The sequence below is a fragment of the Chryseobacterium hilariae genome (assembly GCF_051400735.1).
GTDB lineage: Bacteria > Bacteroidota > Bacteroidia > Flavobacteriales > Weeksellaceae > Chryseobacterium.
In genome coordinates, this window is the sequence record NZ_JBLFFJ010000001.1 from 1,309,393 (window position 1) to 1,326,072 (window position 16,680).

The 16,680-nt window shown below is 39.2% G+C and carries 13 protein-coding genes; 6 read left to right on the forward strand and 7 right to left on the reverse strand.

Annotated elements, in window-relative coordinates:
- Nucleotides 1–47 precede the first annotated feature (47 nt).
- From ACMGDK_RS05970 to ACMGDK_RS05985, 4 genes are all read left to right on the forward strand, one after another.
- A complete protein-coding gene (locus tag ACMGDK_RS05970) occupies nt 48–1,862 on the forward strand; it encodes a cytochrome-c peroxidase (RefSeq protein WP_436807091.1) in 1,815 nt (604 codons plus the stop codon).
- Nucleotides 1,863–1,990: 128 nt separating this feature from the next.
- Nucleotides 1,991–4,405, forward strand: coding sequence for a hypothetical protein (locus ACMGDK_RS05975; protein ID WP_436807092.1), 2,415 nt, complete (start codon nt 1,991–1,993; stop codon nt 4,403–4,405).
- A 30-nt stretch (nt 4,406–4,435) separates the two neighbouring features.
- Entirely contained in the window at nt 4,436–4,672 is a 237-nt protein-coding gene (locus ACMGDK_RS05980; protein ID WP_436807093.1) for a hypothetical protein, read from the forward strand.
- Between the two features lie 9 nt (nt 4,673–4,681).
- Complete coding sequence (locus ACMGDK_RS05985) at nt 4,682–6,151, forward strand: M20/M25/M40 family metallo-hydrolase (protein ID WP_436807094.1); 1,470 nt, start codon at nt 4,682–4,684, stop codon at nt 6,149–6,151.
- 132 nt (nt 6,152–6,283) lie between these two features.
- Here the strand turns inward: ACMGDK_RS05985 and ilvA are convergent, their stop codons facing one another.
- The 7 genes from ilvA to folP form a co-directional block, all read right to left on the reverse strand.
- Nucleotides 6,284–7,540 (reverse strand): threonine ammonia-lyase IlvA, encoded by a 1,257-nt coding sequence (gene ilvA / locus ACMGDK_RS05990; protein ID WP_436807095.1) that lies wholly within the window; start codon nt 7,538–7,540, stop codon nt 6,284–6,286.
- An 11-nt stretch (nt 7,541–7,551) separates the two neighbouring features.
- Nucleotides 7,552–8,598 carry a ketol-acid reductoisomerase gene (gene ilvC, locus ACMGDK_RS05995; protein ID WP_426047466.1) on the reverse strand — a complete coding sequence of 349 codons (1,047 nt, stop codon included), beginning with the start codon at nt 8,596–8,598 and terminating at the stop codon, nt 7,552–7,554.
- A 52-nt stretch (nt 8,599–8,650) separates the two neighbouring features.
- Complete coding sequence (locus tag ACMGDK_RS06000) at nt 8,651–8,932, reverse strand: ACT domain-containing protein (protein ID WP_436807096.1); 282 nt, start codon at nt 8,930–8,932, stop codon at nt 8,651–8,653.
- A 23-nt stretch (nt 8,933–8,955) separates the two neighbouring features.
- Nucleotides 8,956–10,683, reverse strand: coding sequence for a biosynthetic-type acetolactate synthase large subunit (gene ilvB / locus ACMGDK_RS06005; RefSeq protein ID WP_436807097.1), 1,728 nt, complete (start codon nt 10,681–10,683; stop codon nt 8,956–8,958).
- 11 nt (nt 10,684–10,694) lie between these two features.
- Entirely contained in the window at nt 10,695–12,386 is a 1,692-nt protein-coding gene (ilvD, locus tag ACMGDK_RS06010; protein ID WP_436807098.1) for a dihydroxy-acid dehydratase, read from the reverse strand.
- 199 nt (nt 12,387–12,585) lie between these two features.
- Nucleotides 12,586–13,458, reverse strand: a complete 873-nt coding sequence (ilvE, locus tag ACMGDK_RS06015) for a branched-chain-amino-acid transaminase (RefSeq protein ID WP_436807099.1) — start codon at nt 13,456–13,458, stop codon at nt 12,586–12,588.
- 347 nt (nt 13,459–13,805) lie between these two features.
- A complete protein-coding gene (gene folP, locus ACMGDK_RS06020) occupies nt 13,806–14,654 on the reverse strand; it encodes a dihydropteroate synthase (protein WP_436807100.1) in 849 nt (282 codons plus the stop codon).
- Nucleotides 14,655–14,995: 341 nt separating this feature from the next.
- Between folP and ACMGDK_RS06025 the strand changes: the two genes are divergently transcribed.
- Both ACMGDK_RS06025 and ACMGDK_RS06030 read left to right on the forward strand, forming a co-directional pair.
- On the forward strand, nt 14,996–15,559 hold the full coding sequence (locus ACMGDK_RS06025) for a DUF1599 domain-containing protein (protein WP_436807101.1): 564 nt from the start codon (nt 14,996–14,998) through the stop codon (nt 15,557–15,559).
- 6 nt (nt 15,560–15,565) lie between these two features.
- Nucleotides 15,566–16,678, forward strand: coding sequence for a BT_3928 family protein (locus tag ACMGDK_RS06030; RefSeq protein WP_436807102.1), 1,113 nt, complete (start codon nt 15,566–15,568; stop codon nt 16,676–16,678).
- The last annotated feature ends 2 nt before the right edge of the window (nt 16,679–16,680 follow it).

The following is a 16,680-nucleotide window of genomic DNA, read 5'->3' on the forward strand; positions in this document are numbered from 1 at the left end:
AAACCAAAGTATCAGCGGAGAATTTCTGTTGATACTTTTTCATGCTTATGAAAATATTCTTCAAACATCCGATCCTTACTATATTATCAATTGTAGCTGTTCTTTTTGTTCTTTTTCAGTGTAAAACAGACAAACACCAGCCTATCAATGAAGATCTGAGTGCTGTAAAAAGTGAAATAGTCAAAACCAATACTTCTTTTGAAAAACAGATCAATGAGCTAATGACTCTTGTTTCAAATAATGCAGATGAAAAGACGATTCAGAGAAAGTTTGAGGAACTCAGAATCACCTATAAAAAAATGGAATGGGCTGTTGAATATTTTCTGCCAAATTCAGCACGGTTTATCAACGGTCCTGCCCTTTCTGAAATTGAAATGGATGAGCATACCGAACTGGAACCGGAAGGACTTCAGGTTTTAGAAGAGCTCTTCTACCCCTACACTCCCGAAAACAAAGAAGAAGCGATTCGGTTTCTGAAGAAGCTTACCAATAAAAGCAATACCATTAAAACCAACTTCCAGGCGATCTCCATCAGTAAAGACCAGATTTTTGATGCAGTAAGACAGGAAATTTTCAGGATTTCAAGTTTAGGAATTTCAAGTTTTGACACCCCTATATCAGGAACATTCCTGAAGGAAATGCCTTATTCTCTGGAAGCTATTCAAATGACTTTACAGCAGATTTCTACGGATCAGTCGAAAGATAAAGCGTTGAAAAGTATTAACGCAGCCATTAACTCAGCCATCGCTGCACTGAAAAAAAACACGGACAGAAATACGTTTGACTATGTTAATTTTATTCCGGATCATTTGAATACAATTTCGTCTTTACTCCTGGAATTTAAAAAGCAGGAAAACATTCCGGACATTGAGGTGACCACTGCTTTAAGTAAGAATGCAGCCACTTTCTTCTCGAAAAATGCTTTTAATCCCAATGCATTTATTCCCGGAAAGGAATTCGCGTTCTCTGATGAAAAAGCGGCTTTGGGCAAAAAGCTCTTTAGTGACAAAATTCTATCCAACAGCAACAACAGAAGCTGCGCAACCTGCCATATTCCGGAAAAAGCTTTTACAGATGGACTTGCCAAATCTATGTCGCTTGAAAATGCAGAACTTCAGCGGAATGCACCTTCTCTGAATTATGCAGGGTTTCAGCACGGGCAGTTTTGGGATATTCGAAAAGATGATCTTGAAGGCCAAAGTTCAGATGTGATCTCCAACAAGGAAGAAATGCACGGTGATCTGAATGTTATTTTGGATAAAATTAATCAGGACGCTACGTATCTTCCGGCGTTTAAAAAGATTTACCATACTCCGAAAGCTCAAACCTGGCAGCTCCAGAATGTACTGGCAAGCTACATCCGTTCTTTGGCGAAGTTCAATTCTAATTTTGATCGATACATGAGTGGAAACCGTTCTGCAATGACGGAAAATCAGAAAAAGGGATTCAATCTTTTTGTGGGAAAAGCCCAATGTGCATTGTGTCATTTTATTCCTTTATTTAACGGAACCGTTCCCCCGAATTTCAAAAAAACGGAACAGGAAGTATTGGGAACGGCTGCCAACGGAGAAAATAAGATGTTTGATGAGGATCTTGGAAGAGGAAAATTCCATGAAACTGTAGCCGCATTACAACATTCATTTAAAACACCTACCCTCAGAAACATCAGCAAAACAGCTCCCTATATGCATAATGGAGGTTATAAAACCCTGAAGGAAGTAATGAATTTTTATAACAAAGGTGGTGGAAAAGGCTTTGGATTTAAAGTGGACAACCAGACACTTTCTGACAGTCCTCTCCAGCTTACGGATCAGGAAATAGATCAGATCATCGACTTTATGGGTGCTTTGGATGATCATTAAAAATGTGCTCATTTTCAAAATCTTCTTTTACTCTATTTTTCTATCTGAAACTTAGATGAATCAATGTATTAACAAATCATAAAAACTTTCCCAACACAAGAAATATTACTACTTTTACTCAGTTTTACATGAAAAGGGTTTTAGTTTTATTGTTTTTAATGATTTCTTTCTTTGGTTCTTCCCAATCAAGGATTAAGGTCATTGACGAAACCGATCAGAAACCGATATCCAACGCCCAAATATCCTGTGAGGGAAAGGTTTTAGGCTTTACAGATCTCCAGGGCACCCTGGAATTTAAATCATCCTGCAGTACTCTCGAAATCCAGGCGGAAAAATATCAGAGAGAGGTAGTATCTGTTGAAGCAGACATGGAAGTTTCTTTACTGAGAAAGACCTCAAAAACAACTGATATTGAAGAGGTCATCATTGAAGACCGAAGTGATCCGCGGGCTATTGAGATCTTAAAGAAAGTAAACAGGCTTTTCAAAGACAATTCACCGAAAAGTTTAGATTCCTATACTTTTAAATCCTATGAAAAAATATCCCTGGACATTGATCAGGACAGTATTAATCAGTTTAACCAGTTTTTTAATGACACTCAGTTTTTCAAGAAAAAAAGGGAAAAAGATTCATTAAATAATATCTCCGCCAAGCAGATCTTTTCAAAAAGCAAGCTTTTTCTGTGGGAAAGAGCTCAGGAATTTCTATATTCCAAACAATATGGTGAAAAGATCAATATCCTGGACAACAGGATTTCCGGCCTCAAGCAGCCGATCTACGAAATGATTGCTATCCAGCAAAGCAACAGGGATAAAATCCCCAACCAGATCAAGCAGGAAAACAGAGGTCTTTACCGTTTTTTTCTTTCGGATACCATTGAAGTGAACGGAAGAAAAACTTTCGTGATCCGTTTCCGTGAGGTGAATTATAAAAAGCCTGATAAAAGGAGGAAATACAATGGTGCAATCTATATAGACACCGAAACCTACGGAATTCAAAAGATTGAAAATTTCAGCAAGAACAAAAATGACGGTATCATTACGAGCACCTGGATTTTCTATAATAATAAATGGTTTCTGGCTCAGGAAAAGGTAAAACTCAGAATGAGCAGGGTCGCCATGGAAGAGGAAAACAAAGAAAAAACAGAAGAGAATCCTAAGAAGAAAGACAGGACCAGTTTCGGGACATATACTTTCCTTACTTCCACTTATTTTGACTTTAAATCGCCTATTGAGGAAAACCGGAATGATTTTAAAGGCTATACATTTTCGGTGAAAAATGCAGACGGTCATCTTTTGGATCAGTACAGAACCGATCCTCTGACGGAAAGGGAAAGAAATACATATACTACGATAGACAGCCTGGGCAAAAAGTATAATATCGACAGCAAGGCGAAAATCCTGACAGGCCTTATCAATGGCCAGATCCGGATGGGAATTGTAGATTTTGCCGTGGATGAAATTGTAAACTATAACTTATATGAAGGTTTCAGATTAGGCTTAAAAGCAAAGCTTAACGAAACTTTTAATCCTTATTTCTCACCGGATTATTATTTCGCGTACGGTTTTAAAGATAATAAATGGAAATACGGTATCGGTCTGGATATAAAGACGACTCTGGATAAAAATTCATTTTTCAGAGCTGAATATTATAATGACGTAACGGCATCGGGAGAGTTTTACAGAAGACTGTGGAATTTCAAGATGAGAACGATGAATTACGGAAATAACATTAACAATGATAAATACTATCATTACAGAGGAGCTTCCCTATCCTACCTGAACGATGTTACGAACGGACTGACTTTGGTTTTTGCTGCAAAAAGAAATATTGAAGAGGCTAAATTTGATTATGAGTTCAGGGGAAAAGGCGGCGAGTTTGATAATTTCAATACGTTATTTACTTTAAAATATTCCCCGAATTCTACGAATATCATGACACCTCAGGGAAAATCCATCATCGATCAGAAATATCCCGAGCTGTATTTCAACTATGAGCAGAGTTACAAAGTTTTGGGAGGAGATTTCAATTACACGCGTTTTGATGCCCTGTTTGTGCACAATTTTAAAACAATGTTCGGAACTACAGGATTCAGATTGTACGGCGGGATTGTATTGGGGGAAGCTCCAATCTGGAAGCATTTTACAATGAACGGTCTGGCTTCTCCGAGAAAGGATTTTAATTTTAACTTTACGTCTTACCTTGGTTTTGCAACGCTGGAGGGCGGAAAATATTACAATGATAAATTCGTTGCCTATTATTTCACCCACAAGCTTCCTTTATATTTTAAAAGTTTCGGACAGAATATTTCGAGCTTTGATTTTGTACTGAGAGGAACGATCGGAGATATGAAGCATCCGGAATATCATGAATTTAAATTCAGAAAACTGGATCACCTGTATCAGGAAGTAGGTCTTGAGTGGAATAATTTCCTGTCAAGTTATTTTAATTTAGGGCTTTTCTACAGAGTCGGATACTACACCACCCCCAATTTCAAACAGAATTTTGCCATCCAGTTTAAACTGAAATTATTAGAATTTTAAACAATACCTATAAATACATAAAAACGAAACATGCAGCGAATAGAAATAAAAACGGAACAGTTTTTTGAATTATTAAAGCTAAAAGACACTTCAATGTGGGAGATTTTTTCACAGATGATCGATGGCAACGAAAAGGAAATTATATTTCTTGACAATGAAGATAAAGTCCTTTTTAATTATATCCTTCCTGCCGAACAGGAAAAACTGGAAGAAGACAGAAAAGAATTTTCAAAGCAGTTCTCAGATAAATTGGCTAACTTCAATTAAAAATTTTAGATGAATAAAAGCTACGTATTCTCTCTGTTGAGTATTCTCCTGTTCAGTTCTGCGAATGCTCAGAATTACAAGAAACCACTGGTCTCTGCCATCAAAGAAACCGATTTAAGGAAAGATATGTATGAGCTGGCTGCGGATCAGTTCTGGGGGCGTGAAGCTGGAACGTTAGATGAATTAAAAGTTTCGATGTGGCTGGCCGACAAAGCAAAAGAAGCCGGAATGGAACCCGCTGGTAACAATGGTACATTCTTCCAGTTTTTTGATATGTACAGGCATCAGGTAGCTCCTCAAAGCAGTTTAAACATCGGTAACAACAGCCTTAAGATATGGAAAGATTTCCTTGTTGCTGAACCTGTAAATACAGCGATTAATACTGATATCGTGTACGCAGGAAATGCAGAACCTGAAGACCTTTCCAAACTGAATATCAAGGGGAAAGTTCTTGCCGTTAATGCGTCCGACAAAAATATTGACAAGGAAATGACTCTTTTCGTAAGACGATATCCTGGATTTGTAAGGGCAAAATATTACAGCAAAGCTCATGAACTGGGAGCAAAAGCAGTTATTTTCATCACCGATGATATTTCTGAAAAAAGCTGGGTAGAGGTTCTTCCTCAAATGACAAGAGGAACCTACGGCGTGGAAGGCCTGAGAGAAAAAATAACGGATAATATTCCTGTTTTATGGATCAAAAGAGAAAATGCAGGTTGGATAAAAAACAACCCTAAAATTGCTCTGAACCTATTCACAGAAACCTACAAATATCCATCAGTTAATATCATTGGAAAAATTGAAGGTACAGATCCTAAGCTTAAGGAAGAATACGTTTTGCTGAGCGGTCACCAGGATCATGACGGAATCAGGCATCCTGTAAAAAATGACACCATCTACAACGGTGCTGACGATAATGCCAGTACATGCGTTGCAATGCTTGCCATGGCCAGAGCTTACAAAAAACAGCCCGGCAAAAGAAGTATTCTGTTTGTTTTCCATGGAGCTGAGGAAAGAGGATTGCTGGGTTCAAGATGGCATGCCGCTCACCCAGTTGTTCCGAAAGAGAAGATTATAGCTGTTCTGAATGGCGATATGATTGGCAGAAATGACAATAATGAAGCCGCCCTTTTGGGAGGAAATGTTCCCCATAAAAATTCTGAGGAACTGGTAAAAATGGCAGAGGATGCTAATAATGAAAGTACAAAATTCAAATACCTGAAAGACTGGGATTCTCCAAATCATGCTGAGTATTTCTACTTTAGAAGTGATCATTTGCCATATGCAAAAATTGGAATTCCGGCGGTATTTTTCACCAGCGTACTGCATGATCAGTACCACACCCCTCAGGATGAATCTGAAAATATCAACTACAAAAAGCTTTATAAAATGACGGAGTGGATGTACAGAACATCCTGGAAAGTAGCCAATGAAGCTGAACGTCCGAAAGTCATTTCGAATTTTACGCTTGAGAGATAAAAAGCTCGGCGGCCCGTTCGGGCCGCCGAGTCTGCATTTTGTCATTGCCGGGAACGGAGCGACAAAACAGTCTTCTTACTTTTTACTTTTTAGATTATTCCCTACTGATCCACAACAGATTATGTGAATATTTTAAATGAGCAAATTCATTAAAGACGGATCATTATTCAGGTAATTGACAAAAAAGTCATACTTCTTCATATTATTGAGCAGCGGAGTAAAATCTTCACTATTCTTCAATCCAATCCCTAAAACAGCAATACCTTTCTCCTTTGAGTTCTTTTGCGTGTATTCAAAAAAAGTAATATCATCATTAGGGCCTAAAACATTCATAACAAAGGTTTTCAGAGCTCCCGGGCGCTGTGCAAATCTTACCAGGAAATAATGCTTTAATCCTGCATGAAGAAGAGCTTTTTCTTTAATCTCTTCCATCCTTGTAATATCATTATTGCTTCCACTGATGATACAGACCACATTTTTCCCTTTGATCTGATCTTTATATTTTTCGAGTACCGCCACGGAAAGAGCGCCGGCAGGTTCCACTACTACAGCATCTTTATTGTAAAGGGAAAGAATGGTTTCACAAACTACTCCTTCATCCACTAAAGCCATATCGTGCAGCACATTTTTGCAGAGTTCGAAATTAAGATCACCCACTCTCTGTACGGCAGCTCCATCCACAAAACGGCTGATTTTTTCCAGAAGCACAGGTTTTCCTTTTTCCAATGCTCTTTTCATACTGGGCGCTGCAGAAGGCTCTACTCCTATAATTTTCGTTTCTGGTGATAATTCTCTAAATACAGAACAAACGCCTGCAGCCAAACCACCACCTCCAACCGGAAGAAAAAGATAATCAACAGATTCATCCGACTGCTCAAGAATCTCAAGTGCTGCTGTAGCCTGACCATCAATAATATCCTGATCCTCGAAAGGATGAATGAATATTCCCTCATTCTCTTTACAGAACTTTACTGCGGCATCTTTAGCTTCATCGAAAGTATCCCCGTAAAGAACAATATCTACATCGTTACCGCCAAACATTCTCACCTGTTCCAGCTTCTGTCCCGGAGTGGGCAAAGGCATGAAAATAGTTCCTTTAACCTTCATTGTACTGCACGCAAAAGCGACTCCCTGAGCATGGTTTCCTGCACTTGCACAAACCACACCTTTCGCAAGATTTTCAGGAGACATCACCGCCATTTTATTGTAAGCTCCCCTGATTTTGTAGGATCTCACGCGCTGCAGATCTTCTCTTTTAAAGCTGATCTTTGCCTCATAAATGGTAGAGAGGTTATTATTAATAGCCAAAGGTGTTCTTACCACTACATTTCTGAGTCTTTCTGCTGCTTTATAGACATTGTCCAAAACAGAAGGATACGTTTCTTCCATTATTTTTGTGATTAATTGTTCTCAGGTCTGAGGCTGCGGACAGTCTTGCCCGCTCTCCACATTTCGCTTTCTCTAAGCTCAGTCAGTTCAACTTCCAGTTTTTCCCGGTAATCGTGTTTGCTGTTGCTGTCGATAGAACGCTGTGCTTCATCTCCTTTGGCAACACTTTCATACAATTCTTCAAATAACGGAGAAGTGGCATCTCTGAAACGTTTCCACCAGTCCAGTGCTCCTCTTTGTGCTGTGGTACTGCAGTTCGCATACATCCAGTCCATCCCGTTTTCTGCAACCAATGGCATTAATGATTGTGTAAGTTCTTCAACTGTTTCATTAAATGCTTCAGAAGGACTGTGGCCGTTTTTTCTCAATACATCATATTGTGCAGCAAATATTCCCTGTACAGCACCCATCAATGTTCCTCTTTCTCCCGCAAGATCACTGAATACTTCTTTTTTAAAGTCTGTTTCAAACAAATAACCGCTTCCGATGGCTATTCCCAATGCAGTTACTCTTTCTCTAGCTTTTCCGGTAGCATCCTGATATACGGCAAAACTGCTGTTTAGTCCGCGATCCTGCAGGAACATTCTTCTTAATGAAGTTCCGGATCCTTTGGGTGCAACAAGAAATACATCAACCTCAGCCGGTGGAATAATTCCTGTACGTTCATTAAAGGTTATTCCGAAACCATGGGAAAAATACAGTGCTTTTCCAGGGGTAAGATGTTGTTTAACTTTCGGCCAGTATTCGATCTGAGCAGCATCGCTCAAGAGATAGCAAATAATTGTTCCTTTTTGCAAAGCTTCTTCTATTTCGAATAATGTTTCTCCGGGTACAAATCCGTCTGCCACAGCCTTATCCCAGGATTTTGAGTTTTTCCTCTGACCAACAATCACATTAATTCCGTTGTCTTTCTGGTTAAGTGCCTGTCCGGGTCCCTGTACACCATAGCCGATCACGGCTACAATTTCATCTTTCAGCACTTCCTGAGCTTTCTGTAATGGGAACTCTTCTCTTGTTACTACGTTTTCTTCTACTCCGCCAAAATTCAATTTTGCCATTTTTTTAATTTTTATATGTTGTTATTTATAATTTTTTGATTGTATCTATAATTCAGCTTGCGTGTGCCGCTGTGGTGAGGCATGGACTTTTATGATAATGAACTTCCAGAACATCTACCTGTTTTTCCATCTGTCGGGTAATTTTCTGTACAGACTCTTCTGTTTCTCTGATGACGATTACAATTTTTTTTATTTTTTCAATATCGGAAGGCCCTGCATTAAAATTCACAATGGAGATCCTTCTCCTTGAAAAAATAGCATTGATCCTCCCGATCAGGCCCAGATAATCTTCTGTATAGGCCGTTATGGTGTATTCTCTGTTTTCTAATTTCATCTTTTTATATTGTATTTATATTGTTATGTCTTATTGTTGGTCAGGACAATCTCCGAAACGCTTTTTCCCTGAGGGATCATCGGGAAAACATTGTGTTCTTTCCCAGTCATTACTTCCAGCAGGAAAGCCCCTTTATGGTGAAGCATTTCACTTAATCCAACCTCCAATTCTTCTCTCTGAATTATTTTTTTTCCCGAAATACGATATCCTTTGGCCACCTGCACAAAATCCGGGCTCTGAATATCAACTGAGGAATATCTTTCTTCGTGGAACAGTTCCTGCCACTGTCTTACCATTCCGAGATAACAGTTATTAAGAATCAGGATCTTGATATCTGGCTGATACTGCATCAGTGTTCCCAACTCCTGGATATTCATTTGTGCGCCTCCATCACCCATCACCGCAATAACAGGAAGGTTCTTTCCTCCATAAGCCGCTCCTATTGCAGCAGGAAGGCAGAATCCCATGGTTCCCAATCCTCCGCTGGTAACATTGCTTCTGGAATGCTTAAAGGTTGAATATCTGCAGGTAGCCATCTGATGCTGCCCTACATCGGTTACAATCACAGCTTCTCCTTTTGTCATTTCGTTCAGCAGACGGATCACTTCTCCCATGGTAATTTCTCCTTCACAAGGATAAAGTTCGTGGCTTATCAATTCATGATGTTCAAACTCATAGCAATCTTTAAACTTCTGATGCCAGTCTGCATGCGTTCGTGGTTCTATCAGCTGTGTTAAAAGCGGTAAGGTTTCTTTGCAGTTTCCAAGAACCGGAACCTCAACTTTTACATTTTTATTGATCTCCGCTTTGTCAATGTCCAGATGAATGATTTTCGCCTGCTTGGCATACTGGTCCAGTCTTCCGGTCACGCGGTCATCAAAGCGCATTCCCACCGCAATCAGCACATCACATTCGTTGGTAAGGATATTGGGACCGTAGTTTCCATGCATTCCTACCATTCCTACAGCCTGCGGATGATCTGTCGGGATCGCGCTCATTCCTAAAACCGTCCATGCCACCGGAATCCCTGATTTCTCAGCAAACTTCAAAAATTCTTTTTCTGCTTTTCCCAGCATAATTCCCTGTCCGGCAATGATAAACGGCCGTTCTGCATGATTAATCAGAAAGGAAGCTTTTTCAATATTGTCCATATTGGGAACCGGATCCGGTTTGTAACTTCTGAGGGAATCGCAAGGTGTATAGCCTCTATTGAAAACCTTTTGCAGCTGGGCATTTTTCGTGACATCGATTAATACCGGACCCGGCCTTCCTGATCTTGCGATGTAGAATGCTTTGGCCAATACTTCAGAAAGTTCATCAGCATCAGCTACCTGATAATTCCACTTGGTAACGGGGCTGGTGACATTCATCACATCGATTTCCTGAAACGCATCGGTTCCCAGAAGATGTTCAAAAACCTGTCCCGTAATGCATACAATAGGCGTGTTATCCAACAGCGCATCAGCTAATCCTGTTACAAGATTGGTTGCTCCAGGACCACTTGTAGCCAACACCACTCCTACTTCTCCGGATACTCTGGCAAGCCCCTGTGCCGCATGGACTGCTCCCTGCTCGTGACGGACCAGAATATGCTCCAGCTGATCTTTATAATCGTAAAGAGCGTCATAAATTGGAATAATGGCCCCGCCCGGATATCCGAATATCGTTTTTACTCCTTCTTGGAGAAATGCTTCAAGGATGATCCGGCTGCCGCTGATTTCTGTTTCTGTGGATACATTTAAATTCTTCATTGTATTTTTTATTAGGTAATTTCATCTGTTACACAACCTTCTGCGGCTGATGACACGGTGAGTGCATATTTGTACAGCAATCCCTTTTTTACTTTAAGTTCAGGTTTTTGCCATCCTTTCTTCCGTTGTTTGATTTCTTCTTCAGAAACTTTGAGCTGTATCGTATTGTTTACAGCGTCAATTTCAATAAGGTCATTATCCTTTACAAAAGCAATGAGGCCACCTTCATATGCTTCCGGAGTGATGTGCCCCACTACAAAACCATGGGTTCCGCCACTGAATCTTCCATCGGTAATTAAAGCTACACTTCCCCCAAGGCCCGCACCGATCAAAGCGCTGGTAGGTTTCAGCATTTCCGGCATTCCCGGTGCTCCTTTGGGTCCTTCATGACGGATGACAATCACATCTCCGTGCTGAACCCTTCCGTTTTCAATTCCTTTGATCAGATCTTTTTCGCCATCAAATACCCTTGCTTTTCCTGAAAATTTTTCGCCTTCTTTTCCGGTGATTTTTGCCACACTTCCTTTTTCAGCGAGGTTTCCATACAGTATTCTCAGATGTCCCGTTTCTTTGATTGGGTTTGATAAGGGTCTGATGATTTTCTGCTTCGTAAAATCAAGACTGGGAACGTTCTCAAGATTTTCAGCAATGGTTTTTCCGGTAACCGTTAAACAGTCGCCATGCAGTAAACCTTCTTCCAGTAAGTATTTCATGACGGCAGGTGTTCCTCCGTGGTTATGAAGATCCTGCATCAGGTATTTTCCACTGGGCTTAAGATCTGCCAATACCGGTGTAATATCACTCATTTTCTGGAAATCATCCTGAGTTACGGAAACACCTACACTTTTCGCCATCGCTATAAAATGCAGAACGGCATTGGTGCTGCCTCCAAGAATAATGATGAGACGAAGTGCATTTTCGAAAGCCTTACGAGTCATAATGTCTGAAGGCTTGATATCTTTCTCCAGTAATATTTTAATATACTTTCCTGCTTCAAGGCATTCATTCTGTTTTTCCGGACTCATTGCAGGATTGGAAGATGAATACGGAAGACTCATTCCTAATGCCTCTATGGCTGAAGACATGGTATTGGCGGTATACATTCCTCCGCAAGCTCCCGCTCCTGGACAGGAATTTTTAATAACCCCATTGAAGTCTTCTTCTGAAATTTCTCCGGCAATTTTTTTCCCCAAAGCTTCAAAGGCCGAAACGATATTAAGCGGTTCATTCTTATAGCAGCCCGGAGCTATCGTTCCTCCATAAACCATGATGGACGGTCTGTCCAGCCTTCCCATGGCGATAATAGTTCCCGGCATATTCTTGTCACATCCCGGTAATGCAATGATTCCGTCATAATATTGTGCCCCGCAGATGGCTTCGATGCTATCTGCTATCACGTCGCGGCTTACCAGTGAATACCGCATTCCGTCTGTACCGTTACTCATCCCATCGCTTACTCCTATGGTATTGAATATCAATCCTGCAAGACCGTGATTCCAGGTTCCTTTTTTTACTACTTTCGCAAGATCATTGAGATGCATATTGCAGGTATTTCCGTCATATCCCATACTGGCAATACCGATCTGGGCCTTGTGCATATCTTCTTCTGTAAAACCTATTCCGTAAAGCATTGCTTTTGCGGCGGGCTGTTCGCTGTTTTGTGTGAATGTTTTTGAATATTTATTTAACATATTTTTCTGCATTTGCTGTTTTTATCATTTCTCAGCGTTATATCAAAAATTTTAATTTTTTCGGAATTTAAATAGAGCTTTAACTTAATTTTGACCCAAAACTACAGCTTGTAATATCTTTTTCATTTTCACTTTTATGAAAATTACAGTATCCAACTGTTTAAAAAATAGAAATAAATAACTGATTATCAAACATTTAAATTCTTAAAATTTACAATGACAGAAGTCTTACCAGTTTCAGATAGGCCTGTTGTACTTTTGAACTTGATGTATCTTTCCAGTTTTTGGTAAAAGGCACACCATCTAAAGAATCCAACGCTACAATTTCAGCTGCCGTACCACAGAAAAAAGCGGCATCAGCTCCTCTCATATCTTCAGGCTTGAAGAAAGTTTCTTTAACAGGAATATTAAGTTCACTGCATATTTCAAGAACAGTCTGTCTTGTGATACCCGGTAATATGCTTCCTTTTGCGGGCGTAAATAATGTTCCGTCTTTTTCGTAGAATATATTGGCTCCTGAGCTTTCAGCAACATTTCCGTTTTCATCAAGTAACAGGGCTTCATCGTAGCCTTTGTCCTTGGCATCCTGGCAGGCAAGGATAGAATTGACGTAATGCCCGCCTACTTTAGCTTCTACTTTAAAAGCATTAGGATTGGGACGTTGAAATCCTGAGGTCATGATCTTCATTTTATCTGCGAGATACCCGTTACTCCATTCCCAGGCAAGCAGTGAGAGATAGGATTTTTTTCCTTTGGAAAGAGACATATTGGGCGAACAGGTCACCAATGGACGGATATAAGCGTCTTTAAATCCGTTGCGTTCCAAAAGTTCATAGGTGAGATCTGTCAATTGACTGACTGAATAATCAAACGGGATGTACATCAGTTCTGCTGATCTTTTCAATCTTTCGTAATGTTCTTCTGCTTTAAAAATTCTGGTTCCGTGATCGGTATTGTAGGATTTTATGCCTTCAAAAACGGAATAACCATAATGAAGTGATTGTCCGTAAAGATCCATTCCCGCTTCTTCGGCTTTAAGGAAGTTTCCATCAAAATACACGATAGTTTCGTCGTTGTAATACATTGTATAAGGGTTTAAAAATTAGCAAATGGGTATAAAAAAAGCCCTCTCACGATGTGAGAGGGCTCAAATATGTACAGTCATACTCTATCCTTCTCACAAACGCAAGGGAATAATAATGACGATAATAATTACTGTTAATAACTGATACATAATTTTTGAAATAAAAAAGCCGCTTCAATATGAAACGGCTTATATAATTTAAATTAAAAGATTTTACAATGCCGCTTTCCTACTGTTGTTAATGACAACAATAATGCTAGAAATGACAATAATATTTTTCTGATTCGTAAAATTCATACTGCAAATGTATTAATTTTTAAATACTGAGCAAGCTTTTTTAACATTTTTTATTTTTTTTGCAAAAATTGTCTGATGGTTACTGCCGTTTCTGCCACATCATGTACTCTGAGAATTTTCGCTCCATGTTCCAAAACCTTCGCATGGAGTTTCTGTGTTTCTTCATTGATATCCAAGGGAGATTTCCCAAGTGGTTTATAGATAAATGACTTTCTGGAAATACCTATCAGTAAAGGAAATTTATCAAAACCTAAATATTCTGTTTCACCGATCATTTTCATCTGATCTTCTACTGTTTTTCCGAAACCAAAACCAGGATCAAGGATGATATCTTTTACTCCTTTTTCAAGAAGCTCATGGGTCTTTTTAGAAAAATAACGATTGACTTCCAGCGTAATATCTTGAAACTTCACTTTGTTATGCATCGTTTCGTAAGATGGGTTCACATGCATCAGAATGTAGGGAAGCTTCGTTTCCCCTGCAACCTCAAACATTTTATCATCATACTGTCCGCCGGAAATATCGTTGATCATATCAATTCCTTCATTAAATCCGAACTTTACGGTTTCAGCATAGAATGTATCCAGTGATATCAGTGCTTCAGGAAATTCTTTTTTAATCATGGAAATCATGCTTCCAATTCTGGCTATTTCTTCTTTACTATTTAAAAATTCAGCATTCGGACGGGTGGATTGCGGCCCGATGTCTATAATTTCAGCTCCGTCTTTCAAAAGTTTTTCGGCATGCTCCAGCGCTGATTTTTCACTGTTAAATTTCCCACCGTCTGAAAATGAATCCGGAGTAAGGTTGAGGATACCCATAATTTTAGGGACACTTAGTTCTACCAGCCTACCATTACAATTGATGGAGTGGAAAGGTTTGAGGGTTTGGGAAAGCATGTTTATGATTGATAAATGATGATATTCTGCAAAATTAAGACTTATTATGGAATATGAGGATTTTGTGGTTTTTGTTGGTTGCTGGTTATTAGTTGTCAGCTTGTGATTAATTGAATAATATCTTTGGATAAAAATGAAGGTTTTTCTAACTTAAAATTTCTCTCTTTAAAAACCCGAACAAGAAAACAGCAACTGGTAACCAGCAACCAACTCTTCTATTCCTCAACCTTCTCACCCCGAAATCCACATTAAACTTAAACTTTCCAAACGCTGACAAAAATCAATTCCCGATTCCTGCTACCTAAAACCGAATTCGTATATTTGGGAGATTAAGAGAATTTATGTCAAAAACATCAGTACAGTTCGGGAAAGTTATCAGTCAGTGCCGTGATCTATTCAGTAAAAAATTACAGGATTATGGGGCAGCATGGAGGGTTTTGAGACCCAGCTCTATTACAGATCAGATTTACATCAAAGTAAACAGGATCCGTACGCTTCAGATGACAGATAAAAAAATGGTGGATGAAAGTGAGGAAGATGAGTTCATCGCGATCGTTAACTACTCTATTATCGGACTTATTCAGCTTGAGAAAGGTTTTTCAAATGATTTTAATGAAAACAAGGAGGAGATTTTGAGTCTTTACGACACATATGCAAATGATGCTCAGGCTTTAATGGAAAAAAAGAACCATGACTACGGTGAAGCATGGAGGGATATGAGAATTTCTTCTATCACTGACCTTATTTATCAGAAAGTACTGAGAACGAAGCAGATTGAAGACAATCAGGGAAAGACTATTGTTTCTGAAGGGCTGGATGCGAACTATTTCGATATGCTGAATTACGCTGTTTTCTGCCTGATCAAGTTCTCTGAAAAAGAAAATATTTCCGAAACCCCAAAATAAATTGATATGATCAAAGGTTTATTACGCTTTATTATTGCTGTTATCTTCATTCTTTCAGGCTTTGTGAAGGCTGTGGATTTGGTAGGATTTTCCTTCAAAATGGAAGAATATTTCGCACCACCGGTTTTCAATATGCCGTTCCTGGAAAAATTTGCGCTTCTGTTCTCGATCATTGTGGTCGTACTGGAGCTTTTCTTAGGATTTATGCTGCTGTTGAAACTGAAGCTTAAATTTACTCTTTCAGCGTTAATTGCCCTTTGTATCTTCTTCGGGTTCCTTACTTTTTATTCTGCTTATTTTAATGTGGTGACGGACTGCGGATGTTTTGGAGATGCCATAAAGTTTACCCCTTGGCAGAGCTTTATTAAAGATATTGTGCTTCTTGTAGGTCTTATTATTCTTTTTGTTTTATACAGAAAGGAATTTCGTAAGAAAGACGAGTACAGCAGTACTGGTGCGAAAGAATCTTCAGGTAAGTTCAAATATGCTGTTCTGGGACTTTTTTCTGTGATCATGATTTACATTATGGCTCAGGGAATCATGCATGAACCTCTGATCGATTTCCGGGATTATAAGACCGGGACCGATATGAAGGCCGAAAAGGAAAAGATCAATAAAAATCCTTCTCAATACAAGACTTTTTACTCTCTTAAAAACCAGAAGACAGGAGAGGTTTTAAAGGTTAATCAGGACGATTATATTAAAGAAACAAAATACTGGGCAGAAGGTTCTCCATGGAAAATTGAGGAAGGAAAAAATGAATCTGTTCTGACGAAAGAAGGGTATAAATCCGAGATCGTAAAATTCAAAATTGAAGATCCTACAGGAATGGATTTAACGGATGAGATCATCAATGCACCAAAAGCTGTGCTTGTTTTTTCTTATCATCCGAAGGAAGTTTCCGCTGAACTTATCCAGAAGGTTGAAGCCAAAGTAAATGCCCAAAAAGGAGCTGTAATCTACGGTGTTTCTACGGATCATAACACTTTTAAAACCATAAAAAATGCTATGATGGACGCAACAGCCATCAAAACGATCGCGAGGAGCAATCCGTTTGTGTTGATATTGGAGAAAGGGAAAATTGTAGACAAACAACCTGCAAAAGATTATATAAAATAAGG